The 20,200-nt window shown below is 41.3% G+C and carries 16 protein-coding genes; 7 read left to right on the forward strand and 9 right to left on the reverse strand.

The window, feature by feature from the left end:
- The first annotated feature begins 396 nt into the window (after positions 1 to 396).
- The gene (gene hetF, locus HGR01_RS07330; protein WP_045869108.1) at positions 397 to 2,889 is read left to right on the forward strand and encodes a cell division protein HetF; all 2,493 of its coding nucleotides are present in this window, start codon (positions 397 to 399) and stop codon (positions 2,887 to 2,889) included.
- Between the two features lie 97 nt (positions 2,890 to 2,986).
- Positions 2,987 to 3,970 carry a glycerophosphodiester phosphodiesterase gene (locus HGR01_RS07335; RefSeq protein WP_228045279.1) on the forward strand — a complete coding sequence of 328 codons (984 nt, stop codon included), beginning with the start codon at positions 2,987 to 2,989 and terminating at the stop codon, positions 3,968 to 3,970.
- A 62-nt stretch (positions 3,971 to 4,032) separates the two neighbouring features.
- On the opposite strand, the gene HGR01_RS07340 is transcribed toward HGR01_RS07335, so the two are convergent.
- From HGR01_RS07340 to HGR01_RS07355, 4 genes are all read right to left on the reverse strand, one after another.
- Complete coding sequence (locus HGR01_RS07340; RefSeq protein WP_045869106.1) at positions 4,033 to 4,620, reverse strand: TetR/AcrR family transcriptional regulator; 588 nt, start codon at positions 4,618 to 4,620, stop codon at positions 4,033 to 4,035.
- 10 nt (positions 4,621 to 4,630) lie between these two features.
- A complete protein-coding gene (locus tag HGR01_RS07345; protein ID WP_255325171.1) occupies positions 4,631 to 4,759 on the reverse strand; it encodes a hypothetical protein in 129 nt (42 codons plus the stop codon).
- A 308-nt stretch (positions 4,760 to 5,067) separates the two neighbouring features.
- Positions 5,068 to 5,733, reverse strand: coding sequence for an HAD-IA family hydrolase (locus HGR01_RS07350; RefSeq protein ID WP_045869105.1), 666 nt, complete (start codon positions 5,731 to 5,733; stop codon positions 5,068 to 5,070).
- A gap of 82 nt (positions 5,734 to 5,815) precedes the next feature.
- A complete protein-coding gene (locus tag HGR01_RS07355) occupies positions 5,816 to 7,009 on the reverse strand; it encodes an NAD(P)/FAD-dependent oxidoreductase (protein WP_045869104.1) in 1,194 nt (397 codons plus the stop codon).
- Positions 7,010 to 7,195: 186 nt separating this feature from the next.
- Here HGR01_RS07355 and HGR01_RS07360 point away from each other — a divergent pair, with 186 nt between their 5' ends.
- Together HGR01_RS07360 and HGR01_RS07365 are read left to right on the forward strand one after the other, a co-directional pair.
- On the forward strand, positions 7,196 to 8,896 hold the full coding sequence (locus HGR01_RS07360; protein ID WP_045869103.1) for an ATP-binding protein: 1,701 nt from the start codon (positions 7,196 to 7,198) through the stop codon (positions 8,894 to 8,896).
- 623 nt (positions 8,897 to 9,519) lie between these two features.
- Entirely contained in the window at positions 9,520 to 9,930 is a 411-nt protein-coding gene (locus tag HGR01_RS07365) for a response regulator (RefSeq protein ID WP_045869102.1), read from the forward strand.
- A 43-nt stretch (positions 9,931 to 9,973) separates the two neighbouring features.
- Here HGR01_RS07365 and HGR01_RS07370 read toward each other — a convergent pair whose 3' ends face one another.
- Positions 9,974 to 10,219: a ChaB family protein gene (locus HGR01_RS07370; protein WP_045869101.1), complete on the reverse strand. Its 246-nt coding sequence runs from the start codon at positions 10,217 to 10,219 to the stop codon at positions 9,974 to 9,976.
- Between the two features lie 374 nt (positions 10,220 to 10,593).
- Entirely contained in the window at positions 10,594 to 12,183 is a 1,590-nt protein-coding gene (locus HGR01_RS07375) for a DUF655 domain-containing protein (protein WP_228045281.1), read from the reverse strand.
- 184 nt (positions 12,184 to 12,367) lie between these two features.
- On the opposite strand from HGR01_RS07375, the gene HGR01_RS07380 reads away from it, so the two are divergent.
- Positions 12,368 to 13,672, forward strand: a complete 1,305-nt coding sequence (locus tag HGR01_RS07380; RefSeq protein ID WP_081583941.1) for an amino acid permease — start codon at positions 12,368 to 12,370, stop codon at positions 13,670 to 13,672.
- 59 nt (positions 13,673 to 13,731) lie between these two features.
- Here the strand turns inward: HGR01_RS07380 and HGR01_RS07385 are convergent, their stop codons facing one another.
- Entirely contained in the window at positions 13,732 to 14,787 is a 1,056-nt protein-coding gene (locus HGR01_RS07385) for an ATP-binding protein (RefSeq protein WP_052335118.1), read from the reverse strand.
- 191 nt (positions 14,788 to 14,978) lie between these two features.
- On the opposite strand from HGR01_RS07385, the gene HGR01_RS07390 reads away from it, so the two are divergent.
- Positions 14,979 to 16,001 carry a transposase gene (locus tag HGR01_RS07390; RefSeq protein ID WP_081583864.1) on the forward strand — a complete coding sequence of 341 codons (1,023 nt, stop codon included), beginning with the start codon at positions 14,979 to 14,981 and terminating at the stop codon, positions 15,999 to 16,001.
- A 36-nt stretch (positions 16,002 to 16,037) separates the two neighbouring features.
- Here HGR01_RS07390 and HGR01_RS07395 read toward each other — a convergent pair whose 3' ends face one another.
- Together HGR01_RS07395 and HGR01_RS07400 are read right to left on the reverse strand one after the other, a co-directional pair.
- Positions 16,038 to 17,270, reverse strand: coding sequence for a cache domain-containing protein (locus tag HGR01_RS07395; protein WP_052335117.1), 1,233 nt, complete (start codon positions 17,268 to 17,270; stop codon positions 16,038 to 16,040).
- A 430-nt stretch (positions 17,271 to 17,700) separates the two neighbouring features.
- Positions 17,701 to 19,044: a dihydroorotase gene (locus HGR01_RS07400; protein WP_045869099.1), complete on the reverse strand. Its 1,344-nt coding sequence runs from the start codon at positions 19,042 to 19,044 to the stop codon at positions 17,701 to 17,703.
- Positions 19,045 to 19,287: 243 nt separating this feature from the next.
- Between HGR01_RS07400 and lepB the strand changes: the two genes are divergently transcribed.
- The gene (gene lepB / locus HGR01_RS07405; protein WP_045869098.1) at positions 19,288 to 19,929 is read left to right on the forward strand and encodes a signal peptidase I; all 642 of its coding nucleotides are present in this window, start codon (positions 19,288 to 19,290) and stop codon (positions 19,927 to 19,929) included.
- Positions 19,930 to 20,200: the final 271 nt, after the last annotated feature.

A 20,200-nucleotide genomic window follows, 5' to 3' on the forward strand; every position in this document is an offset into this window, starting at 1 on the left:
ATTCGCCAATTAGGGGAGTCGAAGATCAAGGTGCATCTACCAATAAACTGTTCTACTCAGATGTCAACTAATCCGGATAAAGTTGTAAAAGCCGGATTTCCAATTAAAAAATATCCTATTGCCTTGTAAGCACAAGAGTAGGGAGCAGGTGAGCCAGCGAAGTCATCTGTACAAGAAGCTGCGCGTTGGTGTTAGCCTCTCGTAGAGTAGGAGTAGGAAGAAAAAGATTATCTGAGTAATTGGATAATTTATTTTCTATCAGTACCTAAAAAAGCAAAATAACGAGCATTCAGAAACATTCAGTGGCAAGATGCATCTAAGGTATCAGAAGAAGCGAAAAATCGACTTGAAACTTTCGCGTTTCAAACCTGATTTAGGAGGCGAAGAGGAGAAGTTGTGACCCAGGAATTTCATATTTCCGTAACCCCAGTAGGGCAAAATGACTACTTGGTGCGGACGGAACAAGTCGCGCCTGGGGTGCCATTAGCAGAAGAACTGGTGACTTGGCCTGTAGCTGATTGGTTAGCTGCTGCTGGGCATTTGATGAACGATCCGTTGATGTCAGTGTTGCAAGGAGATGCGATCGCCTTTGGTGGACGTGAAAGCGACATTGCCAGAAACTCAGTCAATCTAGTAGCGTTGGGTCAGCAACTATATAATGCACTGTTTCAAGGTACCCTCAGAGATAGTTGGATTACAGCACAAGGTATCGCCCAGAATCACCAACAGGTGTTACGTCTACGTTTAGGGTTGAAAGATACTAGGTTAGCGCGGTTACCTTGGGAAGTTATGCACGCAGGCGATCGCCCTCTAGCCACCGGGCCCTATGTCGCTTTTTCTCGCTACCAAAGTGGAATTCTGCCAGCATCTCGGTTGCCATCCAAAAATATACCGCAACCCTTAGAAGAAGGTGGTATTAAAGTATTAATGGTGATTGCCTCACCTACAGATCAAGTCCGTCTGGATTTGCTCAAACATGAGGCTATTAAACTGCAAGCCGAACTACAACGCCATATACCACGTGCCGCAGAAAGCGGTAATTATCTACCCGATATTGAACTTAAAGTTTTAGATCAGCCAGGGCGAGAAGAATTGACGCAAGCCCTAGAACAAGGGCGATATCATGTTCTACACTACTCCGGCCATAGTAATCTTGGTGCCAATGGTGGCGAAATTTATCTAGTTAATAACAGAACTGGCTTAACAGAAACCTTAAGTGGCGACGATTTGGCAGGTTTGCTTGTCAATAATAATATCCAAATGGCGGTATTTAACTCCTGTTTGGGAGCATACAGCGCTAACAGCGATACTGGTGAAGACACTGGAGAACGTAACCTGACAGAAAGCTTAGTTAAGCGCGGTATTAGAAGTGTCTTAGCTATGTCAGAACGCATTCCTGATGAAGTGGCGCTGACGCTGACACAATTGTTTTACCGCAACCTCAATCAAGGATATCCTGTGGATTTGTGTGTGAGTCGAGTACGCCAAGGGCTAATATCTGCCTATGGTTCTCACCACATGTATTGGGCGTTACCAATTTTATATCTCCAACCGGAATTTGACGGTTTTCTCAGCCCAGAAATCCCTGATAGTGCAGAAGCACTCAATGAGTATAATCCAGCTTTCAGGGGAAATCCTGCAGCAATGTACTCTGATATCGCCGAGGAGACTGATCTGTCTTTAATGGAGGACATGATCCCTTCGGGTTTAGCGCGTGACTCATCAGGGCTAGATTGGTTAGGTGAAGATACTTGGGGCGATTTGGTTGATGAAATCGAGTATGATGATGACCCCAGCTACGCCGAAGATTCCGCACTGGTTTCCGATTTGTTTCGCCAACTAGATAGCCAAAAAGGGATATCTGAGCAATCATCTTCCATGACGGCGGAACTTGTACCCCAGTTAAACGACAATAGCCTCCGGGGAAGACAACTTTCTTCAGAATTGACTGCACCCGATCAAGAAGCTAGCTTTTGGGAAGAAGAACCAGAGCCTGCAAATGAAACTTCTACAAGTTTTGATGGGAATTGGAATCACAATTCCTATGGCAGCTCACAAACATATTCCTCAAAACGCCGCCAGCGTCGGCAGATTTGGCCGATGGTAGGTATTGTAGGAGCAAGTGCGATCGCAGTTGTTGTGGGTGTCAATTTGTGGCAAAATAACCAAGCGAAAAAATTACCACCCATACCACCAATTCCTATTCAGTCGATTACCGCCCAACCTCCTGTAGATTTAAAGACGGCTGCAACTGGAATTGTCACTGCTACCGCTACAGAAAAATTGAGCCAAGGCGACTTACAAGCAGGGCTAGAGGCTGTAGAAGAATTACTGAACCGTGGCGCGCTTCCACCTGCCCAAGCCGCGTTAAAACTTGTCCCGCCGAAGCAAGCTGATAATCCATCTGTTAACTTTTTCAAAGGAAGATTAGCTTGGCAATCTGTGCAGATAAAAGATAAAAAATACAGTATTGATGATGCGCGCCGTTATTGGGAAAGTGCTGTAAAAGCAGATCCAGAATCGTTTTTATATAATAATGCTTTGGGATTTGCTTATTATGCAGAAGATAACTTAAATCGAGCTAATGATTCTTGGTTTAAAGCTTTAAATTTAGCACTTAAGCAACAAGCAACTACTAAAAATACTACATCTAAAGATGCTTTAACTTCTTATGCGGGATTAGCTTTAGGGCTTTATAAATCTGCATATAATCAACCATCTGAAAAACAGTATCAATATATGAATGAAGCGCTAAAATTGCGCCAAATGGTCATTAAGGACGATCCGATAGATTTCCAAGTAGATAAATTAAGCCGAGATTGGCTATGGACAGAAAAGGCTATTGCCGATTGGGGATCGCTACTGAAAGAAAAAGCTCAGAAACAATAAAAGGGAACAAGGAAGAATAATTTACAAATTGACTTTGGCTTTCATAAATGAAATAGGAATGCTATAGAGTTAAGAAGATAATAATATAGCTATCATTTTGCGAAATACTAAACCGATTATCATCGCCCATAGAGGGGCTAGCGGCTATCGTCCCGAACATACATTAGCGGCTTATGAATTAGCAATTGATTTAGGGGCTGACTATATTGAACCTGATTTAGTTGCTACTAAAGACGGGATATTAATTGCGCGTCACGAAAATGAAATTTCGGAAACTACTGATGTTGCTAGCCATGCAGAATTCGCTCAACGCCAAACTAGCAAAATCATTGATGGGGAGAGTAAGACAGGCTGGTTTACCGAAGACTTTACCCTAGCCGAACTCAAAACCCTACGAGCAAAAGAGCGAATTCCCGAAGTGCGATCGCAAAATACAAAATATGATGGTTTATTTGAAATTCCTACACTGCAAGAAATCATCGATTTAGCTCAAGCTAAAAGTATTGCGGTTAATCGGACTATTGGCATTTATCCAGAAACTAAGCACCCAATTTATTTTCAATCGATTGGTTTATCTCTAGAAGAACCGCTATTAAAAACTTTAGCAGCTAACGGTTATCAAGGCGCAAATGCACCTGTTTTTATTCAGTCTTTTGAAGTTAGCAACCTCAAATATTTATCAACAAAAACTGATTTACCTCTGGTGCAATTAATTAATAATACTGGTAAACCTTATGATTTTATCGTTAATGGTGATGAGCGCACATATAGCGATTTAATTACAGCCTCAGGGTTAAAAGAAATTGCAGAATATGCACAAGCTATAGGAATTCATAAAAATCTACTTGTTCCCAGAGATAGCACAGGTAAATTACTACCGCCTACATCCTTAGTTACCGATGCTCATGCAGCTTCTTTGCTGGTTCATGTTTGGACTTTCCGCAATGAAGATTTATTTTTACCTTTAGACTTTCAAGGGAATCCAAAACAAGAATATGAACTATTTTTTAGCTTAGAAATTGATGGCGTTTTTAGCGATTTCCCGGATATAGCTAATACAATTTTGGATTTTGGATTGTAAATTTCTATTAAGCCACCAATGCCCAATGCCCAATGCCCTATTCCCTGTGGAATGAGGTATTTTCACGGGCTGCAAAACTCCTCAATGACTTGCGCTTTCACCTCATCCAAAGGAAAAGTATTGGGATAGGTAGAAAACATTAGCATGATGCCTTGTAAAGTTGAGGAGAAATAGATAGATCGCTTGCGTGGATTTGCTACCCCCAGCTTTGTGAACATTTCCGTCTGCACCTCAAACTGCTTTTCTTGCTCATCCATTAACCTCTGGCTGTATTTAGCTACGACTGGATCGAGCCTGGGTTGGGTAAACAGGTTGAGGTAAAAACGGAAAACTTCAGGTTTTCGGCGGACATCTTCTAAAGCTCCTTCGGCAATGTGCCGGATTTGTTCGGCAGGTGTTGGTTTTGCAGCCGCCGCTTCCATGACAAACAATAAATCGTGGAGTCGCATATCAACCAGTGCCGCAATCACATCTTCTTTGCCTTTGAAATAATGATAAAGAAGTCCCTTGGATATCTTCGCTGTTTTCGCAACGTCGTCAATAGAGGTGGCGTGATAGCCTTTGCTGAAAAAAAGCTCCATCGCCGCTTTTAAGATTTGCTCCTTGGTAGCCTGACGGATACGTTCATTTTCTGCTGGGGTGCGGGGCATCTTTAGATTATTACTCGCTCAAAAAATCGCTAATCAGGTTAGTTACCTCTGCTGGATGTGTATCACGTAAATCTGCACCGCCACTATGAATGAGAGCGATCGCATCGCCCTTTCCTTGGATTTCGTAATGTAGATCCATTTGCAAATCCTCCTTGTAGCCGCCAATTGCAGCCCTATATGGGGTGATAGCGTTTTTTAGTGAATGCGATCGCCACCACTATCTTCAATATATTTTATGACTGACCATACAGTTAATAAAAAATCACACAAAAATAGCCCTCCGTAAAATAGGAGGGTCAAGGACTTTCAAATAAAAAATATCCCATTACTTTTAAAGCTGGGGAAGTTAAGGCAGAAAAAGGGACAAGCAATGCAAAATTCAAAATTCAGACATTTATTTGACTTTTGACTCTTGACTTTTGACTCTTGACTCTTGACTCAGCACTCCTAAATATTGAGTCCTGACTTTTGCTCACGATTGATCAAAATACCTCTCAAGCCAGCAGCTTTAGCAGCTTGATAGTCTTCTTCTGGGCTGTCGCCAATGTGCCATGCAGCCTCAGGTGGACACTTATGTTTTTCTAAGGCTATAGCAAAAATTTGAGGATCTGGTTTAGCGGCGCGTGCTTCCGTAGAAATGGTGATGGAGGTGAAAAAGTCCCTGAGTCCTAAACTTTGCAACACTGAATAAATGCGGGAATCGAAATTAGACAACACTCCTAATTCGATTCCCATCCGCCGCCAGTTAATCAAAGCTGGTAGCACATCAGGATAAACAAACCACGGTTCAGCAGTGCCAAAGTGGATATAAAGTTCACTAAAAAAAGCCGAAAAGTCAGAAAATTGCTTGAGAACGCCTGCGCTTTCAAAAGTATTGAGGGCAATGATTCGCCACCAATCAAATTCGCGCTGGAGAATGTCTTGGTTGTCTGCATCAGGAAATATCGGCGGTGGTGCGGCTTTAAAGCTTTCGATAAATGTTTTATCTAATGTATCAGCGGAAACTTCCACATCAAATTCCTGGGCTAGCTTACTATAAACTTCGCCCACACTACCTTTGACCCCGATGAGTGTGCCTACAGCATCTAAAAAAATAACTTTCGGTCGTTCCATCAAACTGTTATGCTTTTGCGTCCTGGATTTGAGATTATGCCTGATCGAGCTTCAGTGCATAGTTATATTTACGCACTATTTGCTACTGAGAAAGCGTTTCTATAATAGGACGTACTAGCCAATTAAAACCAACTCTGAGTTGATGATCGAAAGTAGGCAACCGATAAAGATAGGCAAGACGACGTGCTAAATATGCCAATGGCCCTTCTAGCTTGATTCCCAAACCCGTTAAAGTAGCATTATCTACTCCCAGCGCCAGCATTTCCCCTAACTTTTGATATTGGAAGGGAAGTAAAGGACGATTTGTCAGGGAAGCCCAAATATTCCAAGCAGTATAATCAGCTTGTTGAAAAGCAGCTTGAGCAGTAGCAGGGACTTGCTGACCTTGAGCATCAACACAATCTACTAAATCCCCCAAAGCAAAAATTTCTGAATGGTCTAGAACTTGTAGAGTAGCTGTAGCTGTAATTTGACCGCGTTGATTTTGCTTCAGTGGTAGGGATCTAACTACGGGAGTTACTCGCGTTCCGACAGTCCAAATCACCAAATCTACAGGAATTGTATCAACTTGATTTTTATATTCTAGGGAAATAGTATCTTGAGCAATAGACTCTACATTGGTTTCTAAATCAATAAATATACCTCGCGCTTCCAAAGCTTTCTTTGCCGCTTCACGGTTAAAGTCTGGGGAAGTTCGTAAAATTTGGTCGCTGAGTTCTATCAGCCGGAAGCGTCCTCTTTCTCCTAGTCTGTCGGCTAACTTACAGGCTAACTCGACACCGCTATAACCTGCGCCCACAATTGCCACCCGAATTTTATCAGCATCGGATTCTTCTAAAACTCGCAAGCGTTCTTCTAGCCGATAAACATCAGGAATAGTGCGGAAGGGGAAAGCATAGGATGTGGCACCGGGAACCAAATCTAGCGGTGTTTCTCCACCCAGCGCCAGCACTAATCTGTCATAAACGATTTCCGGCCCATCTTGTAACTGTACTCGTTGCTGGTCGATATCAATGCCAGACACCACAGCTTGATAAAAGCGTATACCTGTGCCTTGTAATAATTCTGCAAATGGTGGGGCAATTTCCCAAGTTTGGAGTTCGCCCGTCAGCAATTCGTAGAGTAGAGGAGAAAACAAAAAGCGATCGCTTTGATCTACCAGGACAATTTCGGGTTTTTGCGTAGACTCCCAAGGTAACTGGCTCAAGCGTAAGGCAGTATAGAGACCACCAAAGCCGCCACCCAGGATCACAATTCTATTAGTTCGTTGAGTCATTTGTTCTTAGGGAATATCCATCCCACTTGGGCAACTATCATTCAGTGTAATGATTTATTTCTGCCTATTGCATGGGAACAATAAACTTAGGCCCACAAAGGCTGCTCAATTTACTCATATCACCTAGTAATGTTTCCAGGTGAGTTGAAAAACAGCAATACTGTGAACTGGTAGTGCCACACTTAGATGACTCCAATCAATTTTCGTAAGTTAGTCACCCAAAAAGAATTTCTGGCCATCCTCAATCACCTGGAAAGGGAGATGGGCACTACTATTTGTATTGAAGATATCAAGGGTACAGCACTAATTGGTATTAAAAGTGATGCCAGCCTGTCTAGATACCCAGTACTACTGCTAGAAGAAGTAATTGGTTGGGTAGTTGGGGATCAAAAAGCAGCTAGTATTGCTACCCTCATTTCCTACCTAGCACAACAGCAATCCGAGAAAAAGTCATTAACTAAGGAATTGTTAGAAAAGTATCAAGAAATAGACTTATTTCAAGACCTTTCTACACAAGTTACCGCCAGCTTAGATGTGCAAGAAATTGCCAGGTTGGTGATTGAGGAAGCGAGACAATGCATTCCTTCTAGCTGTGGTGCAATTTTATGGTTAGATGACAAAACTAGTTGGCTGAAAATTCTCTGGGAATATGGCGAACTTAGCTCATGGTCAGAACCCCTCAAACTAGGTCAAGGAATCATCGGTACAATTCTGCGATCGCCTAAAGGTGAAATAGTCAACAATGTATTGGCAGATCCCAGATTTGTGGAGATGGAACCTAAAGTTAGCTCTCTGATTTGCGTACCCTTACTGTCTAAAAAGCAGCTAACTGGGGCAATAGTGATGTGTAATCAGACTCCCACAACTTACTCTACTAAAGACTGGAAACTGCTGAGTATTTTGGCATTGCAAGCAGCAGGTGCAATTGAAAAAGCGCTGCTTTACGAGCAAAGTTGTAATGCTGCACAAGTCGCCCAAGAACAAGCGCAGCAACTCCAGCTAACTCTGTTTGAACTTCAGCAAACACAGAGAAAGCTGATTCAAAGTGAGAAAATGTCTTCTCTAGGTAATTTAGTTGCAGAAGTTGCTCACGACATGAATAACCCCATTAACTATGTCAGTGGTAACCTCAGCCATATTCAACAATCTACACAAGAAATTTTAGATTTATTGCAACTTTATCAACATCACTATCCCAAGCCAGTACCAGAAATTCAAACGGTTATCGAAAATCTCGATTTAGAGTTTCTCATCGAAGATTTGACCAAAATGCTGTCCTCCATGATTGTAGGAGTGGGGCGAATGCGCCAACTGGCCTTAACTCTCAGAAACTTCTCCCGCCTAGATCAGGCAAAGATGAAGCCAGTTGACATTCATGAAGGAATCGAAAGCACCTTACTCATCTTACAAGGTAGATTCAAGCCCAGAGAAAGAAACTTAGGTATTCAGATTATTAAAGAGTATGGTGATATTCCCTTGGTTGAAGGCTACGCCAATCAGCTTAATCAGGTATTTATGAATTTAATTGCCAATGCGATCGATGCTTTAGAGGAGTCAATGATCAGTTGTCCATGGCCGCCTATGGGGGTGAAAACACCTGAAAATTACCAAATTCGCATTTCTACTGAGATAGTTAACTCTAATTGCCTAAAAATTCAGATTAGTGATAATGGCCCAGGTATTCCAGAAAATATTCAAGAGCGATTATTTGAGCCATTTTTTACTACTAAACCTATTGGTAAAGGTACTGGATTAGGTCTATCTATCAGCCATCAAATTATTGAAAAACATGGCGGATTGCTGCGTTGTATATCTCAAATGGGAATGGGAACTACTTTTAGTATTGAAATTCCGGTTCTACACAATTATGACTTTTCTACTGATTAAGGTAAAAACCAGTCCATAAATCTATTATTGACTAATTTCTTTATTGGAAAACAAGAATAAATAAGTAATTTTCCCCGCCTTATTTATTAATGTAAATTTCTTGCTAAGTCCAGGCTATAAACAAAGCACTGACTTAAAAAAAGAGGCTTGAAATCAAGATGGTATAGGTTTTTGAATTACATATTTTATATTCTTATAGCGGTTTCTAACCTAGTAAAGTACAAATTTATTAGCGTTTATCCTCTGCCCTCGGCGGTTAATTTTTTATAGTTGTAGCTCACAAATATGGCAAACAATATACTATAATCTCTTGTGCATCAGCCGATTAATAATTAGAGTTATCTTGCAATAGTTTTTAGGGGATTGCCACATATAGCAGGTTTCATAATTGATGTTTTAGTAGTAAATAAAAATTTTTTAACCTTAGAAATACTGACAGACATATTAAATACATAGATATACAATATTATTGGCACAGCTATAAGTAAATCCAAGATGTCAATCTTGCTAAAAACTAATCAAAGGAGGATGATTAATCCAAGAGAAAATAATTACACAGGGGCTAATATAAATATTTATTAGTTATTTTATTTAGAAGTCATTGAGGAAAGAATTTACTTTGTATGAACAATAAGCTACTAATTGTTGATGATGACGCTAGTATGCGTTTGCTAATGGAGGAAGTGCTAGAAAGCCTAGAAGATGAAGAAGTAGAATTATTGATGGCTAAAAATGGTGAAGAAGCATTAGCAATTATTCAAACAGAAAAGCCAAAACTAGTCTTTTTAGACATAATTATGCCAAAAATGGATGGTCTAGAAGTTTGTAATACTGTTAAGAAAAAACTAGCAATCCCTGATATTTACATTGTTATGCTTACTGCTAACGGGCAGGAATTCGATAAACAACAAGGTATTGATGTAGGTGCAGATTTGTATATAACCAAGCCTTTTCGCCCTAATATAGTACTAAAAATTTCTAGAGAGGTACTGGGTTTACCCGTTGCTGTTGAATTGGCAAAAGACGGTTTGTAACCAAGACAAACCGCCGGGAATTTAAACTTTAATAAAAAGGCAATTAATTGCCACCAGTGGTGATAGCTTTATGATGTATCGGGGGATCTTCTGGTTTTCTCTGCCATTGACCACCGTTACCTTGTTGGTATTCATTCCTGACGCTATTCCAAGCAACTTCACGCGCTCCATTTTCACTCATACCGTCTTTTTGAGCCGCATTGAAAGCTGCAAAGAAAATCTGTTGAGCATGTTCAGGCAGTTGCTCTCTGATATCCTGTGGTAATTCGTCTATCTTGTTATAAGCCATAAACCTACTCCAGTTATCTCTACTTTAGGTTTATGTTAAAAACTGATAAATCAAATTTCCTCTACTAACAGAGATATACGAATACTATACTTTTGGCTGAGTCAGAAGATATTCAAATCAACTCTACAAGAAGAAGTAGGATGCGTTAGTAACGCATCGTCTTCAGATTTTGATATTTTGATGTCACCTAAGCAGTTTATTGTAAGAGCAGTCAATATACTCACAATAAATTTATATCCCTATAGTTGTTCTCATATTGCTGTAACTCAACAATAAAAATTTAACCGCAGATGAAAGAGGATTAACGCGGATATACGCCGATAAATTTGTACTTCACTAAGCTAATAAAGGTTATAATATTTCAATATTTTTACCTACCAAGTAATAGTATATTGCCATTTATTTATCATTTTGGTACTAACACCCGGGACTTTTTCTAAATCATTCAAAGATGTAAACTTTTGCTGTTGACGAGCAATGATTATTCGCTGTGCTAATTTTTTACCAACACCTGGTAGGGTTTCTAATTCTTCTAGGCTAGCGGTATTGAGATTGATTTTAGGAGATATCTGATTTGTACTGGATGTTGGAGATTTAATTTGCGGACATTGTTTGGCTTCGGTTGCAATTTTTTGTTGAATAGTAAGTGGTAAACCAAGTTTTACCTTTGTATAAAGACGAGCAAATTCACGTACATAATGGGCAGCAACTTTAGGATTTTCAATTACTAGTAGGGTTTCATCGTTACCATTATTAGCGGCTTCTGACCAATTATGAGAACCTGTAATTACTGTATTACCATCAATAACAGCAAATTTGTGATGCAATAAATCGCCTTTTGGTAAAGTTGGTACGCCAACAGTAGTAATAGGATTTTTCCAAGGGCGGTTATCTACTTCATATTTACACTCTTCAGCTAGTGCAAATCCCATCATATCTAAGCCTTCGCTGTAAGAACGATAGGCAAATTGTGGTTCAATTAAAGCGCGAATATTGACTTTGTTTTGATGGCGATTTTCGAGAACATTAGCTAATTGTTGATCGGAAAATACAAACAATGCCATATCCACATATTTAGTAGCTGATTCTAAAGTATTAGCTATTAAACCGTTTGTACTCTGACTCCAAGGTTGAGTGGGTGAAGTTGGCGAAAACTGTACAGTAATTTTAGTTTCACCTAAAGTAATAGTTTTTGGCGATCGCGCTGGTTTTTGCAAACCAAATCGGCTATCTGGCTTACCGCCTGGGCCATCACCCCACATGGTGTTAAACTCTTCTGTAAATAAAGCTGCTAGTTCTGGACTCTCTATTTTTAAGAAATTGTTGGCATTGCCTAAACTACTGGGATTACTATAGTCTCCAAAAACATCGCTCAAAGTGAAGTTTGCAGAAGTAACAATCACAATGCTATTGTCTACAATCACAAATTTGTGATGCATTAAACTGCTACCTGCTGTCCCATCGGCTTTGTCATCTATTAAAGGAACTTTGGCATTTTGTACGATTACCAAAGCATCTCTTTGGTTAATTTCTTCAGAACTGAGCTGATTATCCTGGTTAATATCGATAAATTTACGAACTTCGTTATAGCGTTCTTGTTCCCTTTTTTCTAACTGGCTAATTTCCTCGCTTGTGAAGCTACTCCAAGGACGGCTATAGGTATTTTCTAAAATTAATCTGACTTTGACTCCAGCTTTTTGTCTATCTACTAATGCTTGAGCTACTTTTGGTAAACGTAATTCTTGAACGGCGACATCGACGGTAGATTTAGATTGAGCAATTGCATCGACAATATGCTGTTCTAAATTATCTCCCAGACGAACTTGCTGACGGTAAGGTTCGGTAAATTCTGAGGACTCGGAATGGTTAAAGTAAACCTGCACCAATGGATCTTGCGGTAAGGGTGCAGGAAGCTTATTGAATGACTGAACTTTTTGACAACCAGCTAGAGCAAGAATAAGCAAGAAAATACAATAATTATGGGAATGATATAAACAAGGCACAGGAATTTAGCTAGATATGCTTTAAAGGTGAATAAATAATATTATTCCCACAATTGAGTATGTCTAGTGCTTATAAAGACACTAACGAAAGCTTTTGCTAAGATTGGTTACATAATTTAACATTTTGTTTTTAATTTAGACATTTATGCAGACTGTTCTCAAATCAAGCCAAGAACAAGTCACTCGATTGTTTTCTAATTTGGAATTTGATGGAAATCAGTTAAGTCATCAACCTGGTAGCGTGTTAGGTAGCACAGCATTGATTGCAGGAACCACGGTTGGTGCAGGAATTTTGGCATTACCTGCGGTGACTTTACCGTCTGGGGTTGTACCATCAACAGTGCTGTTGATTGGTGTATGGTTATATACCTTAGTTTCAGGATTATTAATTGCCGAAGCCACTGTAAATACTATGCGTTTTGCTGGTCGTCCCAGTGTAGGCATGTTAGCAATGATTGAAAATACTCTTGGTGTTGTAGGTGGGCGAATTGCTGGTGCTACCTACTTATTGCTACACTATGCCCTCTTGGTAGCATACACAACCCAAGGTGGCGATATTTTAGGTTCTGCGATCGCAAACTTACTTGGTATCCAACATAAATTACCTGCATGGGTAGGCACAATAGTTTTTACCCTGATATTTGGCGGGATTATGTATCTGGGGCGAGAAAAGTTTGTCGAAAAACTCAATAGTGTGTTTGTCGCCATTGTCCTAGTATCGTTTCTCGGATTATTGCTGCTAGCTGGCGAACAAGTTAAAACCACACAATTATTATTTCAAAATTGGAGTGCTTTAGGTAGCGCCGTTTCTGTGATGGCTGTAGCGTTGTTTTACCATAATGTCGTGCCAGTGGTGGTGACGCAGCTAGAAGGCGACACTCGTAAAATTCGGCAGTCTATTGTGATTGGTTCTCTGATTCCCTTAATCATGTTCCTGGCGTGGAATGCAGTAATTTTGGGCAGCGTCAGCCCGGAGATACTTCAGAAGACTGTCGATGGTAGAACTATATTTGACCCTTTGCAAATTCTGCGTTCAGGTAGTGCTGGAGAGTGGCTGGGCGTACTAGTTTCAATTTTTTCAGAATTTGCGATCGCTACATCATTCATTGGATTTGTCTATGGCTTGCTAGATTTCTTCCAAGAAATTTTCTTCGTTACCCAAGTGCAATTTTCTAGCAGGTTACCGCTTTATTCGGTGATTCTTTTACCTGCTATGAGTTTAGGGGCAATTAATCCCAAAATTTTCTTTACAGCCTTGGATTATGTTGGCACGTTCAATATCTCGGTTTTAGCAGGTATTATTCCCGCGCTGATGACTTGGAAACAGCGTCACAGTTTAGAACAGTCAAATAAAATTCATCAACCACTCGTCCCTGGGGGGAAAGTGACACTAATAGCGATGATTGGCATTGCATTAGTTATTATTGGTAAGGAAATTTGGGCGCTGTAAAGTTCTGAGTTGTAGATACGCGATTAATCGCGTCTGTACAAGAGTGCTGAGTAAAAATGCTAGATTCTAGTTCTTGATGCTACTAAGCTTGCTACCACATCAGCCAAGTGTGTTGGCTCTAGGGGTTTAGGGATATGCATTTGATAGCCGGAAGCGATCGCTTTAATTTTATCTTCTTCACGGGCAAAGGCTGTCACTGCTATAGCTGGAATATGCACAGCTACCTCACTTTCCCAGTCTCGGACTTTGCGAATAAAATCGTAGCCGTCTTCTAATGGCATCCCGATATCACAAAGAATGATAGCGGGTTTCCAAGTGGATACTTTGTTGAGGGCTTGTGCAGCAGAGGCGCAAGTGCATACTTCTGCCCCCTGTTGCATGAGTATTGCGGAGACTAAATCGCGTGCGTCAGGTTCGTCATCCACCACTAGCACCCGCACATCCTTAAGTTTGTCAGAGTTTTTGTAAGTGCCATTTGTCGATGCGATCGGTGGAATGCTAATGCTTTCCTGACGAGCCATCACAGGAAGTTGAATCATGAAAGTTGCCCCCTTCCCCTCTCCATCACTATCAGCTTGAACTGTTCCACCATGAAGCTCGACTAGATGACGGACAATCGCCAAACCCAGGCCTAAACCACCATACTCCCTGGTGGTTGAGCCGTCTGCTTGGCGAAAACGCTCAAAGACGTATGGCAGAAATTCTGCTTTGATACCTACACCAGTGTCACGTACTCTCACCTCAACCAGTGAGTCAACTTGCTGAAGCTGCACTTCCACCCATCCACCTTGAGGCGTGAATTTAACCGCATTGGCGAGCAGGTTCCATACTACCTGCTGAAGTCGATTTTGGTCTCCTAAAACAGGTTCGACATTGGTAAGTTGTACTTGTAAATCGATGTCTTTGACTTCTGCCGCGTGACGCACCGAATCGATAGCACTAATAATCACAGTGGCTAAATTTAACGGCTGTGTTTCCAGGCGGAGTTTTCCCAGAATAATTCGCGATGTGTCGAGGAGATCATTGACTAATTGTGCTTGAGCTTTGGCATTTCGCTCGATAGTAGCGATCGCATTTTTTGTCTTTTCTTGATCAAGCTTCCCCCCACGTAGCAACTGGGCCCAGCCGAAAATGGCGTTGAGAGGGGTTCTCAGTTCATGAGAGACGGTAATAGGACTAACGCATTGACAGAATGATAAAATAATGCGTTAAGAAAAAAGTGTTGTCTACAAATAGGTATCGGACAATCAGAGAAATCAGTAAACTCTCAACAGCACAATGCAATCTGGAACATTACACTCTATTTTTGTTATCGGAACCGAAGCATGGAGGATGCAGTAGGTTAGCAGAAATATTGGGGAATGTTTCACATGATAGTGTGAACCGTTTTTTGTTGAGGGAGAGATACGCTCCCTATGATTTGTTCAGTACGGTAAAGACTATTATTAACTTGACAGGAGGGATTTTAAGTGTAGACGACACAGTCATAGAAAAACTGTACAGTAATCCAAAATATGCAGAATTAATCGGTTATTTTTGGTCAGGTAAATATCATAAAAGTATCAAAGGGATAAATTTAATTACGCTGTATTACAGCGACATACATGGAAGCTCAGTACCAATAAATTACAGAATATACGATAAAAAGGAGGGGAAAACGAAGAACGATTATTTCCAAGAGATGCTAATTGAAGTAATTGATTGGGGTGTAAAACCAAGGCTAGTAACAGGAGATAGTTGGTACTCAGGAGTAGAAAACTTAAAATTTTTAAGAAACCAGAAATTGGGTTTTCTATTTGGGGTTGAGAAAAATAGAACTGTCTCTAATGAACCAGGAAAGTATTGCCAAGTAAGTGGTTTAGAGATTCCTGATGAAGGGTTGGTAACTCATCTGAGAGAATTTGGATTTATCAAATTGTTTAGGAAAGTCTTCAAAAAAGAAGACTCTAGACATTATATATTGTATCTACCAGATGCTGAAGCTCTTCAGCAAATAACTCGCAGTGAATTTGTGACAATTCATGATACTCATTGGGGAATAGAAAGTTTTCACAGAGCAATAAAACAAGTATGTGGAATTTGTCGATTTATGGTGAGCCAGTGCGTTGGGCGGGTCTCCCGACTTGAAGCAACTGGCGAACCCGTAAGGGTTAGAGATAGCCATGCAATTAAAACACACATATTTTGCTCACTTCAAGCATTTGTTCGTTTAGAGCTAATGCGGTCTGAAAACATCATTTCTAATTGGTATGAATTACAAAGAAACTTGTTTACTTTAGTTGTGCGTGATTATATTGTGGACAATCTCACCAATACTTGTGCTGCCTAGTACACATCAATAATATTTTTTGTCAATGCGTAAGTCCTAGGTAATTAAGAACTCATCTTTGAGACGGTTAGCCGCTTCTGCTTCAGCTCGTGCTGCTTCCACCTGCGTCAAATATTCGTTCCGCTCACGTTCACGTTGCAACAGCAGGTTAGCTGAAAATTCTAAGGCTTCGCCTAACAAGGCCACTTCCTGAATGCTGGAGGGATTGATGCGAGGATATTCACCTTTAGCAAGCGCTTCTGCGGCACCAGCCGCCTCAGTGATGCCTTGAGAAATCCTCTGCGAGAGAACCAAAGCACCTACACCACTGACTAAGAGCAGCGCCAAACCAGAGCCAATTACTAGCCACATTGCACGACGAGCCGGACTTTCAATTATTTCCACGGGAACGACAACGGCTGTCGTCCAGTTCGAGAAATTTGCTCGACTGAAGGCAACATACACAGGCACTCCTTCCAAAGTAGTCTCGCGGTAAACACCCTCATTTGTTGCTGCGATTCGCTGGCGAAAAGACGGGGTACCTGGCTTGCCCACAAAGCGTTCAGGGTGAAGAGTCCGAGCCACAACAATTCCATGACCATCAATGACAGTACGTGTCCATTCCCCATCCACAGTTGTTTGGGTCTTGATAGTGTGAGTGAGCGATTCTGAGGAGATGAGAGCAGTCAGCACATATCGTAGTTTGCCGTTCCGTACTACTGGAACACGCACAGGAAATGCCCATTGCTGCTTGAAAGGTGCAAAGGCGAGGTAGCCCACTTTTGGCTGCTGTGTTTCCACAACACGCTGTACACTTTCAGGCTCATTTGTAAAAGGTAGTGCGCTGCCATAGGGACGGAAAGTATTCAATATCTGGCGTTTGTTTGGCGTGAGCAGGATCACACCCAACCAAGTTGGCTGCGTCTCCAATGTACGCTGCGCCTCGTTATAAAAGACTTTTAAGTCATTGTTGTCAAGTCGGTCAGAGGCAGCCAGTGCTTGTAGTGTTCTGGTTGTGCTAGAAACCTCACGCTCTACATTTTGAGTAAGATTGCGTGCTGCTAGAAGCAAGCGGCGCTCTGATGACGCACGCTCATTCAACGTGAGTTTTTGTACAATCGCAACAGCAAATAGGACAACAGGGAGTAAGACCCCTGCCACAAGTAATACCAGGTGCCATTTGAGAGCAAGTGTACGTCCACCGCAAGCATTCAAGCTGTAATTTCTACTTGTTGTACGCAAACTGACTCCCTGATGTGAAGGAAGTTTGGTTCGATTTGTTCTTGTCACGCTCTTTTACTGACAGCACACCAAGTGATTTATGCGTTGTCATCATTGGAATTATAACTACCTATGAATTTTGTCATCTTGGCAATCATAAAATATTTTCTCTTCAGGCATTTATTGCCGCTTAAATGTATGCTTAAGCGGCAATAAAAGTATATTAAACTCCGTATTCAGCACTTTACTCTATCGCTCTAGCTATTACTTTATTTGCGGCACTTTTAGCTCAAATAAGTTGCCGAAAATGTTGGACTATTTTGCGATAGTTTCAGCCAGCAATTTTAGTAAGGTAAATTATTACCTAAATCAGCTTTTTCAGTCAAAAATACTGATATTTACCTTGAAAATACTGTTAGTTTACCTCAACAGAAATCTTATTTTCCCCTTCCCCATTCCCCAGTCCCCAGCCCCCAGTCCCCAGTCCCCAGTCCCCAACCTATACAAAAGTTAACGCTTGACCGCGAACTTCTGTATTTAACTTGCCTTTGTCATAGACAATTTCACCACCCACAATAGTGGTAACAGCCCATCCAGTCAGATCCCAGCCTTCAAAAGGACTCCAACCGCACTTAGTTAATAGTTCTTCGCGGCGGACTGGGCGGTAGGTATTTAAATCTACCAAAACTAAATCAGCATCATACCCAGGCGCGATCGCACCTTTGTTGGGAATACCATAAGCTGCAGCCACAGCTTTTGACATCCACTGGACAACTTGGGCCACGGTACATTTCCCTTCCATCGCTGCGGTTAACATCACAGCTAGGGAAGTTTCCACCCCAGGCATACCAGAGGGGGTGTTGGGATATTCCTGGGCTTTTTCTGCTAAGGTGTGGGGTGCGTGGTCTGTAGCGATAAAATCAATCACACCATCGCGTAAAGCTTGCCACAGAACTTCATTATCGTGGGGCGATCGCAAAGGTGGATTCATCTGTGCTAAAGTGCCAATCTTTGCATAAGCGCTGGTATTTAACACTAAATGCTGTGGTGTTACCTCTGCAGTCACCCAAGTTGGTTTTTCTTGACGCAGCAAATCGGCTTCTTCGGCAGTGGACATATGCAGAATATGCAGCCGCCGTTGGTATTTTTTAGAAAGTTTTAATGCCAGCTTCGTTGCTAATAATGCGGCTTCATTATCTTGAATTTGCGAGTGAATTGCTGGGTCGTGAATCCCCGCAAATTCTTGCCGTCGTTGGTTAATTCTAGCTTGGTCTTCAGCATGAACAGCAATTAAGCGAGCCTGCTTCGCAGGAGCTTCGCTAACGCCCTGAGCAAAAATTCCCTCTAGGGCAGCTTCTTGGTCAACTAATAACTGACCATGCATTGATCCCATAAAAATTTTAATTCCTGGTGTCGGCTTGGCAGTCAGTAAATCGGGCAAATTCTCTGCCGTTGCCCCAATAAAAAAGCCATAATTAACTAAGCACTTAGTGGAGGCACGTTGTAACTTATCGTCTAAAGCTGCTTGATTAGTTGTGAGAGGACGTGTGTTCGGCATTTCTAAAAAGGAAGTTACTCCCCCTTTAGCGCAAGCACAACTAGCGGTGAACAAGTCTTCCTTGTGTTCCAGTCCTGGTTCACGGAAATGTACTTGCGGATCTATGACTCCTGGCAACAAAGTTAACCCAGCTGCGTCAATTTCTGTAGTGGGTGTGGGTGTAGATATTTCTGGTGCAACTTCGACAATTTGGCGATCGCGCGTCAGCACATCCCCAACCATCAATTCACCATTAGGTAGAATGATACGGGCGCGGCGAATCAGTAAACTTTTGGGAGATGACATGGAGTTAACAATATTAAGACAGAGGACTATACATAACAGAGAACTATCTTTTTAGGTTAAACTTGGTTGCACTCTTAAGAGTCAATTTTTGCTGCGGGTGAGAAAAAAGTTTATTTTTACCTATGTATCTGATTGTAAATATGGCAACATAACTACAATATCAAAGTTCTCCTGTTAAGATTCAAAAATATAGTTCCCCTTGGCGAGTTAAGTAGCTGCATCTTTTTTAACTTCAGTAATTTCATGCAAAATCAAGTGTCTGATAAAAATTCTAGTCAACAACCCGATCATTCTTGGATTGCAGAGCTAGGTAGAACAGTAGTATTAAGTATAGTTCTAGCCTTAGGTATTCGTACTTTTGTTGCCGAAGCTCGCTGGATTCCTTCTGGTTCAATGGAACCCACGCTGCATGGGACTCCAAATCAGTGGGAAGCAGACAAGATCATTGTGGATAAATTGAAGTACAAGTTTTCCGAGCCGCAGCGAGGGGACATTGTGGTCTTTTCACCCACAGATGAGTTACAAAAAGAACAATACCACGATGCTTTTATTAAACGTGTAATTGGCTTGCCTGGAGAAAAAGTAGAACTGAAAAATGGCAAAGTCTTTATTAACAATAAACCCCTGCCAGAAGCAAATTACCTGAGTTCCCAACAACGCACCGTAATTGACGTTTGTACATCTGGACAGCAGCCACCATTTTTAGCACAGCCTCAGACAATACCCCAAAACTCATACTTAGTGCTGGGCGATAACCGTAACAGTAGCTACGATAGCCGTTGCTGGGGTGTGGTTCCTCGCCAAAATATCATCGGTCGTGCTGTGTTGCGTTTTTGGCCTTTAAATCACGTCGGCGGTATCGATAAATCACCACTATATCCATAATTGCCTAGTACCCTTATTTCCAAATTTATGTAACCTTAGTGCTAGCAAATCTGTGCTCAAAGCCCGATGATTAAGTTGCTAGCAGCGCCAACCTAGTACCACGAGACAAAATTCAAAATCTCAAATCAACACAGCATCAGCTTTTTTTGATTCAGAATAAATGATTTATTTACGCCTTGTTGTACTAGGTTTATTGAGAATGTTTTCGCATATTACAGCTTATTTCAGGTAAATAAAATACCTCCTGAGGGGCACAATCAATACAGTTCTG

It is taken from the genome of Tolypothrix sp. PCC 7712, assembly GCF_025860405.1.
In the GTDB taxonomy this organism is placed as follows: Bacteria; Cyanobacteriota; Cyanobacteriia; order Cyanobacteriales; family Nostocaceae; genus Aulosira; species Aulosira diplosiphon.